Below are 19,043 nucleotides of genomic sequence, written 5' to 3'. Positions count from 1 at the left end.
CCGTCAGCGTTCAGGCGCGCTTTTTTGCCGCGCTTTCGGGCGCGTGTTTGGGAGGCGGCGTTTTCTTGCGGAAACTGCACAGATCGGCCACCGGGCAGCGCCAGCATTCGGGTGTGCGGGCTTTGCAGATGTAGCGGCCATGCAGGATCAGCCAATGATGGGCGTGCAGACGGAAGGGCTGCGGTACGCGTTTGTCCAGCTTGGCCTCGACCGATTCGGGCGTTTTGCCCTTGGCGAGGCCGGTGCGGTTTCCGACCCGCAAAATATGCGTATCGACGGCAAAGGTTTCTTGCCCAAACCAGCAATTGAGCACCACATTGGCGGTCTTGCGGCCTACTCCGGGTAAGGTAACGAGTTCGTCGCGGTCATTCGGCACTTCGCTGCCATAATGGTCGATCAGCCGCTGCGACAACAATATGACGTTCTTGGCTTTGGAATTAAACAGCCCGATGGTTTTGATATGCTCTTTCAGCCCATCCTCGCCCAGCGCGACCATCTGCTCGGGCGTGGTGACTTTGGCAAACAGCGCGCGCGTGGCTTTATTGACCCCGACATCGGTCGCCTGGGCCGACAGCGCGACCGCAACCACCAGCTGATAGGCATTGCCATATTCCAGCTCGGTTTCGGGTTCTGGATTATCCTCAGCCAAGCGGCGGAAAAATTCAAAAATCTGGTCTTTGGTCATGCTGGATTGCTCAAAGCGACAGCACATCATTCATTGTGTAGCGGCCCGCATCACGGCCAATCAGCCATTCCGCCGCCTTCACCGCGCCGCGCGCGAATATCATGCGGTTTTCGGCATTATGCGTCAGAGTGATGCGCTCTTCGTCGCCTGCGAAAGTGACGCTGTGATCGCCCGCCACGGTTCCGCCGCGTAGCGAGGCGAAGCCGATTGCGCCTTGTTGGCGCGCGCCGGTCTCGCCATCGCGCCCGCGTTCGGAATGTGCGGCCAGATCAATCCCGCGTCCCTCTGCAGCAGCTGCTCCCAGCAGCAGCGCCGTACCCGAAGGCGCATCCACTTTCATCCGGTGGTGCATTTCGACAATCTCGATATCCCAATCATCGCCCAGCCGCGCCGCCGCTTCCTGAACCAGATGGGCCAGCAGCGTCACACCCAGCGATGTATTGCCGGTTTGGAGGATGGCAATCTGCCGGGCCGCATCGTCAATCAGTGCATGGTGCGCTGCCTCAAGCCCGGTGGTCCCAATGACTATCGCGGTGCCCGCAGCCCGCGCGGCTGCCAGAGTATCAGCGAGCGCCGCCGGAGCGGAAAAATCGACCAGCGCATCGCTTACCTTGGCCAAAGCAGCTACCCCGCCTTTGTCCACCCCGCCTTTATCTACCCCGCCGGAACAGTCATGGCCCCCGCTGGCAATTGCGGCTGTCAGGGCCTGTCCCATGCGGCCTTCGCTGCCGATTACGCCAATACGGGCCATATGCCCCCCCGTTTACTGTGCCGGGTCTTGAGCCAAAACGCGCTTCGCCCCGGTCAGGCTCAGATGATGCGAATCGAAATAGAGCGGTTGGCCGTCTTCGACAATGATCGTTGTGTCACCGCGCACCAATACCCGCGCTGGTTCGATAATATTCACGCCCCGCGCGCGCCATTTCGCGAACCGGCCAGTAAACCAGTCGGTCTGCGCCTCAAACTCGGCCCGGCTGGCCGTTTGTGCGTTTGCTCCGCGCAAGGCCAGGCGGCGGGGTACAGAGGCGGGCTGCGGCGGTACGGGGCCGATCAGTATCACGGCTTTTCCCGCCGATTGCAGCCGGGTGATCGTATCATCCACCAGCTGGTCCACAGCGGCATCGCGGTAACCCTCGCGTGCCCAGAAGGCGGTGAGGTAAACCGTTTGGACAGAGCGGCTCGCTTCGATCTCGGCCAGCACCGCTTCGTTGAACAGGCGGCATTTGGGATCGCGCGCATCGTCATAACCCAGCGCCGGGGCACAGCTCGCGCGGGTTCTCTGCGCAATAGAGGCCCCGCGCACCGCGTATGTCTGGCCGAGCACCCACGCCATTTCCATCCCGTGGCTATCACCCCAGATCACCGCGCTGGGCGGTGTATCCGCGCCCAGGGTGCAGTCTGGCCAGTGTCCGCTGATCTCGTCAGTGATACACGCGCTGCGCGCCGGGCTGATATCCAATGCGCCGTTTGCATAGCGCACGGTCTGTTCGGGGAACCGGCTGGCCCAGCCGCCCTGGGCAATCATCACCGCGCATAGGGCCGACAGCGCGGCAATTCCGCTGCCGCTCAACATAAAGATGCGTTTACGGTCAAAATGTGCCCGATTGCGAAATGGCCGTTCGATAAATCGCCAGCTGGCCCAGGATATGGCGAGCGACACGGTGATAATCAGGACGGACTGGACCGCGCTGAGCGGCGCATCCTGCGCATATTGGGTGAACACGATTAGCGGCCAATGCCACAGATACAGCGAATAGCTGATCAGGCCAATCGCCACCGGTCCGCGCATCGAGAGCAGCGCCCCGGCAAAGGTACCGCGCGCGCAATGGATCAGAATGGCGGCACCCAGAACCGGGGGCAATGCAGCCGTACCGGGGAAGACCGTTTGGCTGCTATAGAATATGACCGGCCCGATAATAGCGATCAGCGCGGCAAGGCACAGCGTCTCGTTAATCCAGCGGCAGCGAATGGCGGGCACAACCCCCAGCGCGAGCAGCGATCCGATCATCAATTCCCATGCGCGCGGGGGCAGCAGGTAAAATGCGAAACTGTCCGTATCCGCCTGTTTGGCGACCGCCCAGACGAAGCTTCCCGCCGCCAGCGCCGCGACCGCGCGCAACCGCCATGCGGGGGCAATCCGCGCAATAGCGATCAGGATAACCGGGAAGATGATATAGAACTGCTCCTCCACTCCCAATGACCAGGTGTGGAGCAGCGGCATGGTTTCGGCGGCGGCCTGGAAATAGCCCGCTTCCATAAATAGCCAGATATTGGCGAGGAAGCCCAGCGCAGCGAGGGCCGAACGCGGAACGCCCTCAAAATCGCCCGGCAGATAGAGCCAGCTTGCCGCGATCAGCACGAAGGCAATTACCGCAAACAGAGCGGGCAATATCCGCCGCGCGCGCCGCTCGTAAAAATTGATGATGGAGAAATCACCCGCATCAATCTCGCGCGCAATAATGCCGGTAATCAGATAGCCGGAAATGACGAAGAAAATATCCACGCCGACAAACCCGCCGCCAGATCCGGGAACATGCGCGTGATAGAGCAGCACTGGCAACACGGCGAGCGCGCGCAGCCCGTCAATATCGGGGCGGTAACTTGGATGTGGTTTGCTGCTCATTGCGCTTGCGCAATAGCCGCAGATGGTAAACATTCCGCCCACATGCATAAACCACAAAACATTGTAATATTGACCGGCGCGGGGATCAGCGCGGAAAGCGGGATTGAAACGTTCCGTTCTGATGGAGGGCCCGATGGACCAGGGTTATGGGAACAGCACCCGATAGAAGATGTCGCCACGCCCGAAGGGTTCGCGCGCGATCCCGATCTGGTGCTGAACTTCTATGATATGCGGCGCGCCGATGTGCAGACGAAACAGCCCAATGCGGCGCATTATGCTTTGGCGCGGCTGGACCGCGAATGGAGCGCGCGGGCGGGTCATACTCTGCTGATTGTGACGCAGAATGTCGATGATCTGCATGAGCGGGCCGGTGCAGAATGCGTCCATCATATGCATGGCGAGCTGCTGAGCGCGCTGTGCTCTGCTTGCCTTGGCCGCTCCCAGTGGACAGGGCCGATGATAGGCCGCCCCGCATGTCCCCGATGCGGCGAGACAGCTCTGCGCCCCGATGTCGTATGGTTTGGTGAAATGCCTTATGACATGGAGCGAATATACGCCGCGCTGCGCAGTGCCGATCTGTTCGTGTCCATCGGCACATCGGGCGCAGTCTATCCGGCGGCAGGCTTTGTGCAGGATGCGCGGTCGCTCGGCGTGCAAACGCTGGAATTGAATTTAGAGCGCAGCGAAGGATCAGGCTGGTTCGACGAAACGCGGCTGGGCACGGCGGGGGTGCTGGTGCCGGAATGGGTGAAAGAGGTGTTGGGGGAGTAGGTCAGTTTGCGGGGTGGACGCGCACGTTCTGGCGTCTGCCTGAATTCACGGCTATGATCTAACAACGGCCCATTATTCAATAGCTCTACGCGTCGCTGTTCTAAGTGCATCTTGCGTAAGGTCTAATCTCGACCGCGCCGTCGGCAGAGATGCCCGGTAGGGGAGTCCTCTGTCTTGGGACCTTTATATACTTTGCAGAGAAGACTGGACACCAGTGTCGTGCGGGTCAGGATCCTGAATTTCAGGCAAGAACCGCAAGTTACTCCGAAAGGTTCGATGATTACATCATTCGCAATACTGGAGGAGATCCGGCAAGTCTTGAGGAGTTCAAGAAAGACCAGAACCTCAATAGCGAGGACCACGCATACATCTGCAAAGGCGACATCGCGGAGTCATACGATAACTTCAAGTCAGCAAACGCCGATGAGCTTAATCAAGCAGTTGATGAACTACTTGCCCAAGATGGTCCGCCTAGCTTTGGTGATTGCGTTTAATCAGTTCGAAATATCAGCAACTGGGTCGTCTGCTAGCTCTAGCCTCCCACACCCCCCACACTCCGGATCTTTCGCAATATTCAGCGTGCGCATACCCGGCTTCATGCCGTCGAGCATGTGCAGTTTGCCCCACCCTGGATCGCCCAGAGCTGACTTGCCTTCCAGCACTATCCGCACCGCCTGGATTGCGGCGAAGCTGCCGGCCCAACCGGCCATTGCGCCCAGCATCCCGTCATCGGCGCAGGTGTCGCACTCATCATTGTCGAACGCATCGCCGACATAGCAGCGGTAGCATGGCTGCCCCGGTAAATGCCCCGCAAACGCGGCGACTTGTCCTTGGAAACGCCCGACAGCCGCGCTCAGCAGCGGCACACCGATGGCCACACAGGCATCCGAAACCGCCAAGCGCGTGGCGAAATTATCGGTCCCGTCGATCACCAGATCGGTGCCGCCCAGAACATCTGCGGCATTATCGCGGGTAATCCGGTCATCGCGCACATCGACCACAATCTCGCTGTCGAAATTGGCCAGCCAGCGGCGCGCGCTGACCGCTTTGGAATGGCCGATATCGCGCTGGGTATAGATGGTCTGGCGCTGGAGGTTGGACAGCTCCACATCGCCGTCATCAATCAGCGTAATATTCCCGATACCCGCGCCCGCCAGATATTGCAGGGCAGGGCTGCCAATCCCGCCCAGCCCGACCAGAGTAATCCGCGCTTGTGTCAACGCGATTTGGCCAACGCCGCCGATCTCGGGGATCACAATATGCCGCGCGAAACGGTCCAGACGGTCAGGGGATAGGGTCATAGGCGGGCTGTAGACGCGGTGCAGATAGGCTGTCGATGAGTTTTGTTTGTTCAGCCTCAAGCGCCGGCGGTCGCGTTCGCTCCCTTAGGCTACCGCGCTAACCGCGCGTCGGGCAGTCGCCCTCTGACTGCCGTGACCAAGAGCGAGTTCACAAATTGATGGCTTGGAATGGTCCGGTTCACGACCAGTGAACCGCAAGGCCGACCGGCCGCCCGAGCTTATGCGAGGAAAGCAAGCGATGCGGATGCATCGCGCCCGCAGGGACTAAAACAAAATAACACCCCGGCGCAGGCTAAACAAACCTTCCCCGCTCAACTCTCCAGCTGGCGCAGCAGGCTCCGAACATCGCCGTCCATATCGGCATCGCGCTGGCGCAGATCTTCGATCAGGCGCACGGCGTGGATTACCGTTGAATGGTCGCGCCCACCAAATTTGCGCCCGATTTCTGGGTAGCTGCGCGGGGTGAGCACTTTCGACAGATACATCGCCACCTGACGCGGGCGCACCACCGCGCGCGCGCGGCGTTTGCTGCTCATTTCGCTGCGGTCGATGCGGTAGAACTGGCATACGGTCCGCTGGATTTCATCAATCGTGATCCGGCGGCGATTGGCCGAGAGAATATCGGTCAGCTGTTCTTCTGCCAGTTGCAGCGATACGGTCTGGCCCGTCAGCTGGGCATAGGCGATCAGTTTATTGAGGCCGCCAACCAGCTCGCGCACATTACGGGTGATGGTCCGGGCGAGGAATTCGATTACATCGCCGGGCACTTCCAGCGGCGCAAAGCGGGTTAGTTTGGATTCCAGAATCTTGCGGCGCAGTTCAATATCGGCGGGCGCTATATCGGCAACCAGACCCATAGACAGGCGGCTGAGCAGACGCGGCTCGACACCGTCCAGGGCCTGCGGCGCGCGGTCGGCGGCAAAGACCAGACGTTTGCCTTCGGCCAGCAGCGCATCAATCGTATAGAGCAGCTCCTCCTGCGCCGAAGCCTTGCCGATGATGAACTGGATATCGTCCACCAGCAGCAGATCAAAACTGCGCAGACGCGCCTTGAATTCCATCATCTGGTTCTGTTTGAGGGCCTGCACGAATTCGACCATGAACCGCTCTGCGCTGCAGTAGAAAATGCGCGAACGCGGATGCGCGGCGAGATAGGCGTGGCCAATCGCGTGCATCAGATGCGTCTTGCCCTGGCCGGTCGCGGCCTTGAGGTAGAGCGGGCTGAATTGCGGGGTTTCCGTGGCGGCCATACGCTGCGCTGCATTGCAGCCCAGAATATTGGTTTCGCCGGTCACGAAGGCGGCAAATGTCAGCGACGGGTCCAGCCCCACTGACGAAGTAAATCCCTGTTCGCCGATACTGCCCGCAGCAACCGCGATCATCGAGGAATCATTGGCCCCGCCTGAACCCATCGAGCCATCCCCAAAGGCGCTGCCGTTCAGATTGATGTCAGGCAGCTTGCGGCGGCCGGGATGGACTTCAATCTTGACGTTTCGAATATCGCTTTTGGCAATTTTCCAGGCGAGCGACAGCCGGTCAGCGAACCGGTCCTGCACCCAATTGGCAGAAAAGTCGGTCGGCAGATAGAGTTTGAGCGTACCGGTTTCCTTGCAAAAATCGCCCACCTGTATCGGCTTGATCCACTGGCTGTGCAATTGGTGGCCCAGATCCTTGCGCAGGCCTTGGCTGATGTCAGACCAGTCTGCTGCAAGATTGACCGCGTCGCTGTCTTCTAAGCTGTCCTTACCCAATTTGGCCTTCCCCAAAATTGCGCCTGATTTGCCGTTCATTACCATTGCACTTTGCCGCCCTCAGTCTCACCCCGAACTGCCCGTGCATTGCCGCAGGTCAGCCATAATATTATCAATGGCACAGCTTCGCCTCTCCGTAAAAATCGTGTGATTTCCACGGTTTGCGCAGCATTTTGCGCCTGGTCGCGCAAGGTTCTGCGCGGCGTATTTGATTTTCGTAAGCTTCAAACTCTCCGGCTTGAAACACGAGTTTGTTATGGACGGATCAGCGAAACGCGCAAGAGATTCGGGCGTAAAAAATCTGAAATAATTCGGTTGACTCGGCCAACCCCGCAGGGCTGCGTTTAAGACACTGTTTACTCTAAATTTTTGCGATTTCAGGCGTTTGGTGTGCTTCGCGAATCGTCGGATTCTCTGGCTTTTCATCGCTGCCATTGGCGCGCCTCGGCCATTGCCCGAAAGCTGCTGCATCAATAAAAAAAGGCCAGCGCCGATGGCGCTGACCTTATCATTGTAAACCGGTCAATCGGCAGCGCGCATGGCGCCGATTCGGACCCGAATCAGAGAGCGGCGACGCGCTTCGAAAGGCGCGACATTTTGCGTGCCGCAGTATTCTTGTGCATGACCCCGCGGGCCACGCCGCGCGCGATTTCCGGCTGCGCCGCTTTCAAAGCATCCACTGCCACAGCCTTGTCACCGCCTTCGATGGCGCTTTCGACTTTTTTCACAAAACCGCGAATGCGGCTGACGCGGGCGCCATTGATTTCGGCGCGGCGATCATTGCGGCGGATCCGTTTGCGTGCTTGCGGCGTATTGGCCATGTTCGTCCTTTATCGGGCTGCCATATCAGCGGCCGGAATATCTATTTTCGGTTGTTCAGAAACGGCGATTGCTCGCCGGAAAGCGCGTTCTCTACGCATATAGCCGCGAGCCGTCAATATGTTGTTTCGAGGCGCTCAGCCCGCTATGTCTGACAGGCGGTACAATACCAGCTACTGCGGCCTCCCTGGACCACGCGTTTGATAACGCCGCCATCGCCATTGGTGCACGGCTTCCCCTCCCGACCGTAAACATCGAAACGGGTGGCGAAATATCCCAGTTCGCCATCAGGCCGCGCATAATCGCGCAGGGACGATCCGCCATCCTCAATCGACTGGGTCAGAACGTCACGGATCGCCGGGACCAGCCGTTCAAGCGCGGCACGCGTGACCCGCCCGCCCGCACGGCGCGGGCTGATGCCTGCACGAAATAGAGCCTCGCACACATAGATATTGCCGAGCCCTGCGACGATGCGCTGATCCAGCAGCAGCAATTTGATTGCCTGTTTGCGTCCTTTGATGGCCGTTTTGAGGCCATCGACCGTCAGGCCGGGACCGAGCGGTTCCGGGCCCATCGCGGCAAAGCTCGGCCACATATCGAGAGCCGCCGTATCCACCAGATCAACCCAGCCAAAGCGGCGCGGATCGCACAAGGCAAATTGGTGATCGGCGGTTTCGATAATAAAATGATCATGTTTGTCGGGCGTTTCCGGGTCAATTCGCCACCGCCCGCTCATCCCCAGATGGAATATCACGCTGCGGTCCCGGTTGGTATGGATCAGCCCGTATTTGGCGCGGCGGCCAAGCCCGGTGACGGTCGCCCCGGTCAGGCTCTGCACCAGATCGGCGGGGAAGGGGCGGCGCATATCAGGGCGGTTCACTGCCGCGCGGGTAATGTGCTGGCCATCGAGGAACCGCGCGAGCCCGCGAACCGTTGTTTCAACTTCTGGGAGCTCTGGCATGACGCTTCCTAACACCCTTTGCCCCGCGCGCAATTACTCCCTAAGGATACCGCCGGATGGTATGGCGCTATGCTATGCGCCTAAGGATATGATGATGAATGATAAAACCTCCTTCGGCTATCAGGATGTCGATGTCGCGGACAAGACCGAAATGGTGGGCGAATTATTCTCCAAGGTGGCGGCCAAATATGACATCATGAACGATGTCATGTCGGGCGGTATGCACCGGCTGTGGAAGGACCGGTTTGTCCGGCGGGTAAAACCGCAAGCCGGTGAAACGATACTGGATATGGCGGGCGGCACCGGTGATGTGGCGTTCCGCATGGCGGCGCACAATGCCGATGTAACGGTGTCTGATATCAATCAGGACATGCTCGATGTCGGTATCGACCGTGCAATGGATCGCGGGATCAACAGCCTCGTCTGGTCGCGCCAGAACGCCGAAGAGCTGACATTCTCGTCGAGGATGTTTGATGCCTATACGATTGTGTTTGGCATCCGCAACGTCACGCATATTGGCAGGGCGCTGGAGGAGGCGCACCGGGTGCTGAAATATGGCGGACGGTTTTATTGCATGGAATTTTCAACGACCCAATGGCCCGGTTTCAAGGACCTGTACGACCTCTATTCTCATAAAGTGATGCCAAAATTTGGCGGCATGATTGCGCAGGATGAAGACAGCTATCGCTACCTCGCCGAATCGATCCGCCGTTTCCCGCCGATGCCCGAATTTGAACAGATGATCCGCGATGCCGGTTTTGCCCGCACCCGGACCGAGCCGATCTTTGGTGGTGCCGTGGCCATCCATTCGGGCTGGAAAGTCTGACGCTGTGACCAGACCGGCGACGCATATTATCCGGCTTCTGAAATGGGGCCGCACACTGGCACGGTATGGCGCGCTGCGCGGGATCGAGGCAGATGCCAACACGCCGCCGCCTGTGCGCCGATTGATGCGGCTGGCGCGGCTCGGCACGTTCCAGCCCAAAGTTCCCGACTATGCCAGTGCATTTCGCGCGATCGGTCCCGCCGCGATCAAGCTGGGCCAGTCGCTGGCCACCCGTCCCGATCTGGTCGGTGAAGAAGCGGCGCAGAATTTGCTGTCCCTGCAAGACAATCTGCCGCCCGTCGATTTTGCGGACATTCGCGCCGTTATCGAAAGCAGTTTCGGGCAGCCGCTCGAACACCTGTTCAGCGCGATTGACGAATATCCGGTGGGGGCCGCCTCCATCGCTCAGGTTCACCGCGCGGTAACGGCCGATGGCCGCGATGTCGCGGTCAAGGTGATGCGCCCGGGTATCCGCGAAAAGTTTGCGCGCGATCTGCAAACCTATCACTGGGCGGCGGCGCATCTGGAAGCGATGGGCAGCGAAGCAGCCCGGCTGCGCCCGCGCATGACAATCGCCAATTTTGAACGCTGGACCAATCGCGAACTGGATTTGCGGCGCGAGGCTGCATCGGCCAGCGAATTGACCGAGAGCATGAAAGCCATTGAGGGGTATGAAATACCCGCGGTTGACTGGGACCGCACCAATGGACGCGTGATGACCATCGAATGGGTCGACGGGGTTAAAATCAGCGACCGCCAGGCCCTGATTGATGCGGGCCATGATCTCACAGCTCTGGCGCAGCGGCTGGTTCTGGCGTTCTTGACGCAGGCGATCAGCGGCGGGTTTTTCCACGCCGATATGCATCAGGGCAATCTGTTCGTCAAAGCCGACGGCACCATTGTCGCGATTGATTTCGGGATTATGGGCCGGATTGACCGGCAGGCGCGGGCGTGGCTGGCAGAAATTTTATACGGGCTGACCACGGGCAATTACCAGCGCGTGGCCGAGATCCATTTCGAAGCGCAATATGTGCCGAGCTATCACTCGGTCGGTGAATTTGCCACAGCCTTGCGCGCCGTAGGCGAGCCGATGCGCGGCAAGCCGGTGAAAGAACTGAGCGTTGGCCAGATGCTCGACGGGTTATTCGCCATCACGCGTGATTTCGACATGCAGACCCAGCCGCATCTGCTGCTGCTGCAAAAAACGATGGTGATGGTGGAAGGGATCGCAACCCAGCTGAACCCCGAAATCAATATGTGGGATACCGCCGCCCCCTATGTCCGCGCATGGATACGCGACGAGCTTGGCCCCGAATCGCTGGTGGCAGACCGGCTGAAGGAAGACACTGACACGCTGCTGCGGATACCGGCGCTGATCCGCCGGATCGAAGACAAATTCCCGCCCAGAGGCGGCGCGCCTGATCAGGCGCCGCTGCCTGATGTCCCGCTGATGTGGGACCGGCGCGAGGGTTCACGCCCGGGCATTACCAGCTATGTCGTGGCTGCGCTGCTGGGCGCGGGCGCGGTGGCCGGCGCGCTCCAGCTGGGCTGGATCGGCTAATCGGCTGCGGGAAAATCGTCATGCGGCAGCACGCGCGATCCAATCAATAGAATGCTCACCGTCACGCCCTCTACCACCATCGGGATCCAGAAACCGTCCTGCATTCCGTCCATGCCCATGCTGATCAGGCGGCCGAGCAGGGCCACGGCGTAAAAGCTGGAGGCAACCAGCAGCAGGTCGCCATTGCGCCGCCACGCGCCCAGCATCATGCATAGAGATGATACGATAAAGAACGCGCCCATATCCGCGCGGATCGCGGCGAGACCGGTGGTGCTGGTGGCCGAAACGCCAAACCCCGCAGCCGCCGATGCCGGATTAAACAGGAAGTTCATTCCCGTAGCGAGAAAGAACAATCCGCCCAAAAAAATCACTGCCGTCAGTACCAATCGCATATCGCATTCCCCCCGCTCCGCAGTTGGATATAGGCACAGTGTCCAATCGGCCAGTTAAATCTGGGGTTGCGGGCGCGCAAAACCAAGGGTGGCGGTTGCCGCGCTGCGCCGCTAATCTGCGGTCATGCAATTGGACAGACTTTTATGAACGCCGGTGATCCCCCGCGCATCTTGCTTGTCATTGGCGGCGGGATCGCGGCCTATAAAAGCTGCGAGCTGATCCGGCTGATCCGTAAGGGCGGGGCGCAGGTAACCTGCATCATCACCCGGGGGGGGCAGCAATTTGTTACCCCGATGACGCTTGCGGCTTTATCGGAAAATCCGGTTTACACCGCCTTATGGGATCTCAAAAACGAAGCAGAAATGGGGCATATCCAGCTGAGCCGAGAGGCGGATCTGGTGGTCGTGTGCCCCGCAACCGCAGATCTGCTTGCCAAAATGGCGGTGGGTATTGCCGATGATTTGGCAACCACTGTGCTGCTGGCGACCGATAAGCCGGTGATGGCGGTGCCCGCAATGAACGTACGAATGTGGGAACATGCCGCGACCCGGCGCAATGTGGCCGCTCTCAGACAATCGGGCGTGCATGTGGTGGAGCCTGATGCCGGGCCGATGGCATGCGGCGAATTTGGCGCAGGGCGGCTGCCCGAACCCGAAGCGGTATGGGCACAGATTTCGCAGCGGTTAAGCCTGCCCGGTGCGGCGGTGGATGCCCTGGCCGGGCAGCCTGATTTTGACCGTGATCCGGCGCACCGTGCGCTGCATGGCAAACACGTGCTGGTCACCGCGGGGCCCACGCATGAACCGATCGATCCGGTGCGCTATATCGCCAACCGGTCATCGGGTAAGCAGGGCTTCGCGATTGCCGAGGCCGCGGCTGCGGCGGGTGCGCGTGTCTCGCTGATTGCCGGACCGGTGCAATTGGACACTCCGCACGGGGTGGACCGAATCAATGTCGAATCCGCGCGCGAGATGGCGGAGGCTGTCACCGCCGCGCTTCCGGCGGATGTCGGGATCATGGTGGCGGCGGTGGCTGATTGGCGCACCAAGGATATTGCGCGCGAGAAAATGAAGAAGCGCGATACCGGCCTTCCAGCTTTGGAATTGACCGAAAACCCCGATATTCTGGCCGATATGGCAGCAAGCAGCCAGCGCCCCGGCCTGGTGATCGGTTTTGCGGCGGAAACGCAGGACGTTATCGGCAATGCGATTGCGAAACGCGCGCGCAAAAATGCCGACTGGATCGTCGCCAATGATGTTTCCGGACCCAGGGGGAAAAGCGTGATGGGCGGTGATATGAACCATGTGCATATTGTCAGCGATACCGGTGTCGACAGTCTTGATGCCATGCCGAAAGATGCGGTGGCACGCGCCTTGATCGCGCGCATCGGGGCGGCGCTGGCCCAGAACAATATTGACGGGGGAGATACACGCAATGGCTGATTTGGTCGCAGTGCAAGTCAAACGCCTGCCGCATGGCGAAGGGCTGGCGCTGCCTGCCTATGCGACAGCGGGCGCGGCGGGGATGGATGTGCTGGCGGCAGAAGATGTCACGCTGACGCCGGGGATGCGCCATGCGGTTGCGACCGGACTTTCTATGGCGATTCCCGCAGGGTATGAAATTCAGGTCCGCCCGCGATCCGGCCTCGCCTATACATTCGGTGTGACAGTGCCCAATACGCCGGGTACGATCGATTCCGATTATCGCGGCGAGCTGAAGATTCTGATGATCAATCACGGCGCAGAAAATTTCGATGTCAAACGCGGAGAGCGGGTGGCGCAGCTGGTTCTGGCACCGGTGATACAGGCCATCTGGCAGGAAGCTGATACGCTGGACGATACTGTGCGCGGTGCGGGCGGTTTTGGATCGACGGGGCGGTAGGCGTGCCGGGATTGGGAATAATGGGCCCCGGGGCGGCATTGCTTGCGCTGCTGGCATTGGTGGTCTGGATCGTAATTCTGGTCTGGCTGTCGGAGCGGATTCTGCGCTTTGTCGGTGTGCGTAGCGGCTGGGGTCCGCTCGATCCGCGTAACCTGGCGATCAGCCTGGTCTTGCTGACTTCGGCGATCCATTTCGGCAATTATCTGCTCGATCTGCTGGAGCGCGCATTACGGGGTGCGAGCTACGCGGTTCCGCTGACCGTACCGAGCGCGTTCCTGATCGGATCGGTTGCCATCGGCGTCGGCATTGCCGCAGTGCGCTGGCAGCGCAGACAGAGACCAGAGGACTGACCCGCCTAAATATACCAAGGCGGACCGATCACAGCCCGCCTCCCGGCATGCAGAATTATGAATGGTTGGGCCCGCTTTTAATCAGCCCAGCCCCAATAAGCCCAGCCTCAATTGATCCGGCGGACTTTGGTGTCTTCCGGCCTGATCGAGATGCGCAATGTCTCGCCTGAGTTTCCTGGGAAATCGGTAAACATGGCTTCGACCAGGTTGGGCACGAGATATTGCAAACGATTGGAGGTAGAGATGGCTTCGGCGCGGCCTTCGAACAGGCGCTGTCCATCTGCCTTGCGGTCAATCTTCATTTCGATATCGCTGGTGAATACGGTGTAGCTGCGCACCCCGCCGCCGCCAAACCACGGATCATAGAAACCATAGCCCCATGCCCCGATCGGGCGGAAGCCGCGATGCCCAAAACGTGACCCATATCCAAATCGCGACCGGTAGAAACCGCGATAGCCAACCCACGGGCTGTAGAACGGGTCGACGAAGCCTGTCCGGCGCACCCGCTCGCGCCCCTTATCCACGCCGTAATCGAAGCGAACCAGAAGATCGGCCGATTGCGGGTCGCCCTGGGTATAGCCAAGCTGCGCCATCTGCGTTTCGACATAATCGGCATATAGCGCGAATTCCAGGCCGCCTGCCAATCCGGGATCATCTGCCACCACGGCAAAGCTCTGCCCCTGCGGGGCTGGCAATTGGCTTTGGAAGCGGGACACATCGGCATTGAAGCCGGTGGCGGCGCATGCGCCGAGTGTCGCCAGCAAAATGGGTGCGGTTGCCAGCTTCAATGCGCGGCCAAGATTTGGTGTCGTGTCAAACATGACGAGCCCTTTCAGATTTTCTATCCGGCGCAGCTAAGTCCCACACACACCGCTGCTGCCATTTCCTCACTATACTATAGTTCTGTGTTCTGAACCATGATTGAACGGCTTGGTTCCCGAAACCGTTGTTTTACAACCATCTAGCCGCGAACAAGACCCAGCGCATGATAGGTTTGGGCAAGTGTCTGCCTGCCGCGCTCGCGCGCTTTTGCAGCGCCGCGGGCCAGGATTGCATCGAGCGATTCGCGGTCCTGTTTTAATTCGCGGAACCGCTGGGATATCGGCGCAAGGGTTTCGACCAGTACCGCGCCCAAGGCAGGTTTGAACGCACCGAACCCTGCCCCGCCATGCTCGCGCAGTACGGCATCGGCGCTTTGCCCGGTAATGGCGGCATAGATCGTTACCAGATTGAGCGCCTCCGGGCGGTCTGCCAGACCGGCGCTTTCCGATGGCAGTGCATCTGCATCGGATTTGGCTTTCTTGACCTTTTTCATGATCGTATCGGCGTCGTCATGCAGGTTGATCCGGCTCATTTCGGACGGATCGGATTTGCTCATTTTGGCGCTGCCATCGCGCAGGCTCATAATCCGTGCGGCTTCGGGGGGGATGATCGGTTCGGGCAGAGTGAATACCGGATCATCCTCACCGCAAAAATCGCTGTTGAATTTCTGTGCGATATCGCGCGCCAGCTCAAGATGCTGTTTCTGGTCATCGCCCACGGGCACATGCGTTGCCTGATACAGCAGGACATCGGCAGCCTGCAGCACAGGATAGGTGAACAGGGCAATACTTGCCCCTTCGCGGTTCTTGCCCGATTTATCCTTGAACTGTGTCATCCGGCCCAGCCAGCCCATCCGCGCGGTGCCGCTCAGCAGCCATTGCAATTCGGCATGGGCGGGCACTTGCGCCTGGTTGAACAGGATCGATTTGTCCGGATCGATGCCGCACGCCACCAGCGCAGCGGCCATTTCCAATGTCCCGGCACGCAAGGCTGCCGGATCATGCGCCATCGATAGCGCATGCAAATCGGCCAGAAAGAACAGACACTCGCCCGCATTTTCGCCATTACCGGCGATGTCGTCCTGCATTTTTACCCAGTTACGGATGGCGCCAAGATAATTGCCGAGGTGAAGATTGCCGGTCGGCTGGATGCCGGACACGACCCGCATCGGGCCGGTTCTGGTTGGGATATCAGACATTTTTCGGCAGCTCTCTTTTGGTCAGTGCACGGATGCGTTCGCGGTCTATCGCGCCAAGCGTAAAGGCTATCCCGAAATAGACGATAGCTGCGCTTAGTCCCAATATCGCAAGGGCAAACAGGCGCGCAAACAGGCCGGCATCATAAAATTCGGTCAGCACATCACTGGTGTACCACAAAACCACGCCCATTGCTGCAGCGGCAATGATCTGGCGGCCCAGCCTCAGCAGCAATGCGCCGGGAATGCGGTAATCGCCGCGCCTCGCCAGAATGACATAGAGGAACGTGACATTGAGCCATGCGCCGAATGCGCTTGCGGCTGCCACGCCTACAACGCCGAACCGGTTCATGAAAATTATATTGAGCGCGATGAACACTGCCAGCGCCAGAAATGCCGCATAGACCGGCGTTCGCGTGTCCGAACGGGCATAGAAACCGGGCACCAGCACTTTCACCAGAACATAAGCGGGCAGACCAAACACCAAAGCGGTCAGCACTTGCCCGGTATATGCGGCATCGGCGAGGTCGAACCGGCCGCCCTGAAAGATGATGGTGATGAACGGCACGGCGCAAATCGCCAGCGCGACCGCAGCCGGAAGCGTGAGCAACATCGCCAGCTCAATCGCATCGGACTGGATCCGCGCTGCACCCTCCTTATTATTGCTGCCGACAAAGCGCGACAGGGTGGGCAAAATCGCGGTGCCCAAAGCGATGCCGATGATGCCCAGCGGCAACTGGTTCAGCCGGTCGGCATAGTTCATGTAGGATACCGCGCCGCTATCCAGCTGGTTGAGAAAATAAAGCTGGACCAGAGTATTGATCTGATAGGCACCGCCGCCGATTGCAGCGGGCAGGGCGATAATGCCCAGCCGTTTGACCTCGGGCGTTATCCGCGGCCAGATCAGCCTGGGCCGGAAACCTTCCACCCGCACCCAGATATACAGCCAGACCAGCTGCATCACGCCGCCGCCGGTCACGGCCCAGGCGACGCCGTAAGCGACTTGCTCAAGACTGGCACCGGCGGCCATCCACCGTTCGCCAACCAGCAATGCGGCAATCAGCACCAGATTGAGAATGATCGGGAAGCTTGCCCCTGGTGCAAAGCGTGATACCGAATTGAGCATTCCGGTGAACAGCGTGACCAGACTGACAAGAATAATATACGGGAACATGATTCGCGCGAAATCTACAGAGATCGCAAAATTGCCCGGATCCACGGGTTTTTCTGCCAGAAGCCAGATCACGCCCGGCATCGCCAGCAGGAATATCGCCGTCAGCGCGATCAGGACCGGCAGGAATACCGACAGGACATCGGCGCTGAAAGACCGTGCTGCCTCCAGCCCGCTCTCCCCCTCAGCGCCTTTGCCATGCAGACGCTTGGAAAACATCGGCACGAATGCGGCAGAAAACGCGCCCTCGGCAAATAGCCGCCGAAAGACATTGGGAATAATGAACGCTTGAAACCACGCATCGGTGACATCATTCGCGCCAAGAACGCGCGAGAAAATCATTTCCCGCGCCATTCCGGCGATCCGGCTGACCATAGTCAGCCCGCCAATGGTCCCGACGCTTTTAAGCAGGCTCATATCTGCGTGCCCGCCCCGTTTCAGCCACGTGCCGCCTGCGCTTACGCTTCGCCGGCAGGAGGCCCGCCAGCGGCAGCTTCTTGCTCAGCCTTTTGCTGGAGCTGCTGCATGTACAGACCGTTAAAGTCGATCGGATCAAGCATCAGCGGCTGGAAACCGGCATCGCGTGTCGCATCGGCCACGACATTGCGGGCAAACGGGAACAGCAAACGCGGACCTTCTGCATACATGAAGGCGTGCATCTGTTCATCCGGCAGATTGCGCATGCCAACCAGCCCGCAATAGGCGAGTTCGACGAGGTAGATATTGCCCTTTTCCGATTTCGCGGTGACATTGATTTTCAGCTCGATCTCGTGGATTTCGTCATTCACCGGCGTGGCGCCGATATTGAACTGCAAATCGATCTGCGGCTTGTCCTGCCATTGGAAACTGTCCGGCGCGTTCGGATTTTCGACCGAAAGATCTTTCACATATTGCGAAATAATTCCTGCAACCGGGGACGTATCCGCGCCGTTTGCTGCAGGGCCTTCATTAAGATCGGTAAGAACGCCTTCATCGGCCATGATCGCTGACTTTCATAATTCACATTGCAAATATGTGCCCTGAATTTTCAGCCACACAGTTCGCGCGCCGCGTAGCACCGCCGCGCGCGGGCCGCAACGGGGGTAGCACAAGTTTGCTGCGGCGCGACATGGAATAATGTGCATATTTAGCGCCCAGCGTAAAGTTTCCGGAGCCAAATTGCTGCCTTAGGCGTTGTGCGTTTGTATTCAGGCCCTATTTAAGGCAGGAATGTTAGGGAAGTATGGATAGGCATTCCTATCCCAGCAACAACAGGACTCCATCGTGTCAGGTCATATTATCGAAATCGTTATCCTTGCTATGGTTGCGGCCTTTCTTGGTCTGCGGCTCTATTCGGTGCTCGGACAGCGCGCCGAGCATGAGGAGGAATCGATCCCGACACGGGTGGAGCAGACCCCGCCAGCACCGGCTGCCGCCACCCCGGCGCAGCGGCATAGCGTGCAGAGTGCGGGCAATGTGCACCCGCTGCCCGATATGCTGCCCGCCGTGGAGCGCGGTATCAACGAGATAGCGTCAGCGGACCGCCGGTTTGACATTTCCAGTTTCGTCGAAGGCGCGAAGGGAGCCTACCAGATGGTGCTCGACGCGTTCTGGGCCGGAGACCGCGAGACATTGAAAGAGCTGTGCGATGATGACGTCTATGAAAGCTTCGACGCCGCCATCACAGTGCGCGAAGACGCGGGCGAAACGCTCAATAACCGCCTGATCCGCATCGAAGAAACGGTAATTACTGGCGCCGCACTGGAGGGTACGGAGGCGCGCGTCTCGGTTCGTTTCGTGGCGGATATTGCTGCGGTCACCTATGACAAGGATGGCGCGATGATTGCCGGTTCACTCGATGATGCGATCGAAAGCCGCGATGTGTGGACATTCATGCGCGACGTGAAATCCTCCGATCCCAACTGGCTGCTGGACGAAACAGACGCGGCGTAAC

General features: G+C 59.5%; 19 protein-coding genes. 7 read left to right on the top strand and 12 right to left on the bottom strand.

Annotated features, from left to right (window positions below; genetic code table 11):
- Positions 1–10: 10 nt before the first annotated feature.
- The 3 genes from nth to WA922_RS01250 are packed head-to-tail and all read right to left on the bottom strand — an operon-like array spanning position 11 to position 3,308.
- Positions 11–685, bottom strand: a complete 675-nt coding sequence (gene nth, locus WA922_RS01260; protein WP_424769859.1) for an endonuclease III — start codon at positions 683–685, stop codon at positions 11–13.
- Positions 686–695: 10 nt separating this feature from the next.
- Positions 696–1,436, bottom strand: coding sequence for a 4-hydroxy-tetrahydrodipicolinate reductase (gene dapB, locus WA922_RS01255; protein ID WP_424769858.1), 741 nt, complete (start codon positions 1,434–1,436; stop codon positions 696–698).
- A 12-nt stretch (positions 1,437–1,448) separates the two neighbouring features.
- A complete protein-coding gene (locus WA922_RS01250; RefSeq protein ID WP_424769857.1) occupies positions 1,449–3,308 on the bottom strand; it encodes an acyltransferase family protein in 1,860 nt (619 codons plus the stop codon).
- Between the two features lie 42 nt (positions 3,309–3,350).
- On the opposite strand from WA922_RS01250, the gene WA922_RS01245 reads away from it, so the two are divergent.
- Positions 3,351–4,079: an NAD-dependent deacylase gene (locus WA922_RS01245; protein ID WP_424769856.1), complete on the top strand. Its 729-nt coding sequence runs from the start codon at positions 3,351–3,353 to the stop codon at positions 4,077–4,079.
- Positions 4,080–4,573: 494 nt separating this feature from the next.
- Here the strand turns inward: WA922_RS01245 and WA922_RS01240 are convergent, their stop codons facing one another.
- The 4 genes from WA922_RS01240 to mutM form a co-directional block, all read right to left on the bottom strand.
- Positions 4,574–5,380: a HesA/MoeB/ThiF family protein gene (locus WA922_RS01240; RefSeq protein ID WP_424769855.1), complete on the bottom strand. Its 807-nt coding sequence runs from the start codon at positions 5,378–5,380 to the stop codon at positions 4,574–4,576.
- 311 nt (positions 5,381–5,691) lie between these two features.
- On the bottom strand, positions 5,692–7,170 hold the full coding sequence (dnaA, locus tag WA922_RS01235; protein ID WP_424769854.1) for a chromosomal replication initiator protein DnaA: 1,479 nt from the start codon (positions 7,168–7,170) through the stop codon (positions 5,692–5,694).
- A 521-nt stretch (positions 7,171–7,691) separates the two neighbouring features.
- Positions 7,692–7,952 (bottom strand): 30S ribosomal protein S20, encoded by a 261-nt coding sequence (gene rpsT, locus WA922_RS01230; RefSeq protein ID WP_424769853.1) that lies wholly within the window; start codon positions 7,950–7,952, stop codon positions 7,692–7,694.
- 143 nt (positions 7,953–8,095) lie between these two features.
- Positions 8,096–8,911, bottom strand: a complete 816-nt coding sequence (gene mutM / locus WA922_RS01225) for a bifunctional DNA-formamidopyrimidine glycosylase/DNA-(apurinic or apyrimidinic site) lyase (RefSeq protein ID WP_424769852.1) — start codon at positions 8,909–8,911, stop codon at positions 8,096–8,098.
- A 94-nt stretch (positions 8,912–9,005) separates the two neighbouring features.
- On the opposite strand from mutM, the gene WA922_RS01220 reads away from it, so the two are divergent.
- Positions 9,006–9,737 (top strand): class I SAM-dependent methyltransferase, encoded by a 732-nt coding sequence (locus tag WA922_RS01220; protein ID WP_424769851.1) that lies wholly within the window; start codon positions 9,006–9,008, stop codon positions 9,735–9,737.
- A gap of 4 nt (positions 9,738–9,741) precedes the next feature.
- Positions 9,742–11,298: a 2-polyprenylphenol 6-hydroxylase gene (gene ubiB / locus WA922_RS01215; protein WP_424769850.1), complete on the top strand. Its 1,557-nt coding sequence runs from the start codon at positions 9,742–9,744 to the stop codon at positions 11,296–11,298.
- On the opposite strand, the gene WA922_RS01210 is transcribed toward ubiB, so the two are convergent.
- Complete coding sequence (locus WA922_RS01210; RefSeq protein ID WP_424769849.1) at positions 11,295–11,690, bottom strand: DUF4345 family protein; 396 nt, start codon at positions 11,688–11,690, stop codon at positions 11,295–11,297. The genes ubiB and WA922_RS01210 overlap by 4 nt on opposite strands.
- Positions 11,691–11,834: 144 nt before the next feature.
- On the opposite strand from WA922_RS01210, the gene coaBC reads away from it, so the two are divergent.
- From coaBC to WA922_RS01195, 3 genes are read left to right on the top strand one after another with little or no spacing between them, the layout of a single operon-like run.
- Complete coding sequence (coaBC, locus tag WA922_RS01205) at positions 11,835–13,133, top strand: bifunctional phosphopantothenoylcysteine decarboxylase/phosphopantothenate--cysteine ligase CoaBC (RefSeq protein WP_424769848.1); 1,299 nt, start codon at positions 11,835–11,837, stop codon at positions 13,131–13,133.
- Positions 13,126–13,572 carry a dUTP diphosphatase gene (dut, locus tag WA922_RS01200; RefSeq protein WP_424769847.1) on the top strand — a complete coding sequence of 149 codons (447 nt, stop codon included), beginning with the start codon at positions 13,126–13,128 and terminating at the stop codon, positions 13,570–13,572. Before coaBC ends, dut begins: the two co-directional genes overlap by 8 nt.
- Before the next feature lie 20 nt (positions 13,573–13,592).
- The gene (locus tag WA922_RS01195) at positions 13,593–13,922 is read left to right on the top strand and encodes a hypothetical protein (protein ID WP_424769846.1); all 330 of its coding nucleotides are present in this window, start codon (positions 13,593–13,595) and stop codon (positions 13,920–13,922) included.
- Between the two features lie 107 nt (positions 13,923–14,029).
- Here the strand turns inward: WA922_RS01195 and WA922_RS01190 are convergent, their stop codons facing one another.
- The 4 genes from WA922_RS01190 to secB all read right to left on the bottom strand — a co-directional run bounded on the left by WA922_RS01190 (position 14,030) and on the right by secB (position 18,090).
- A complete protein-coding gene (locus tag WA922_RS01190) occupies positions 14,030–14,743 on the bottom strand; it encodes a DUF4136 domain-containing protein (protein ID WP_424769845.1) in 714 nt (237 codons plus the stop codon).
- A 140-nt stretch (positions 14,744–14,883) separates the two neighbouring features.
- A complete protein-coding gene (gene trpS / locus WA922_RS01185; protein WP_424769875.1) occupies positions 14,884–15,912 on the bottom strand; it encodes a tryptophan--tRNA ligase in 1,029 nt (342 codons plus the stop codon).
- 22 nt (positions 15,913–15,934) lie between these two features.
- Positions 15,935–17,527 (bottom strand): murein biosynthesis integral membrane protein MurJ, encoded by a 1,593-nt coding sequence (gene murJ / locus WA922_RS01180; protein WP_424769844.1) that lies wholly within the window; start codon positions 17,525–17,527, stop codon positions 15,935–15,937.
- A 41-nt stretch (positions 17,528–17,568) separates the two neighbouring features.
- On the bottom strand, positions 17,569–18,090 hold the full coding sequence (secB, locus tag WA922_RS01175; RefSeq protein ID WP_424769843.1) for a protein-export chaperone SecB: 522 nt from the start codon (positions 18,088–18,090) through the stop codon (positions 17,569–17,571).
- A 283-nt stretch (positions 18,091–18,373) separates the two neighbouring features.
- On the opposite strand from secB, the gene WA922_RS01170 reads away from it, so the two are divergent.
- The gene (locus tag WA922_RS01170) at positions 18,374–19,042 is read left to right on the top strand and encodes a Tim44/TimA family putative adaptor protein (protein WP_424769842.1); all 669 of its coding nucleotides are present in this window, start codon (positions 18,374–18,376) and stop codon (positions 19,040–19,042) included.
- Position 19,043 lies beyond the last annotated feature (1 nt).

This window comes from Pontixanthobacter sp. (assembly GCF_049682855.1).
In the GTDB taxonomy this organism is placed as follows: domain Bacteria; phylum Pseudomonadota; class Alphaproteobacteria; order Sphingomonadales; family Sphingomonadaceae; genus Pontixanthobacter.
Note: the sequence above shows the minus strand (reverse complement) of the source record. Positions and strands in the feature narration are given on the sequence as shown.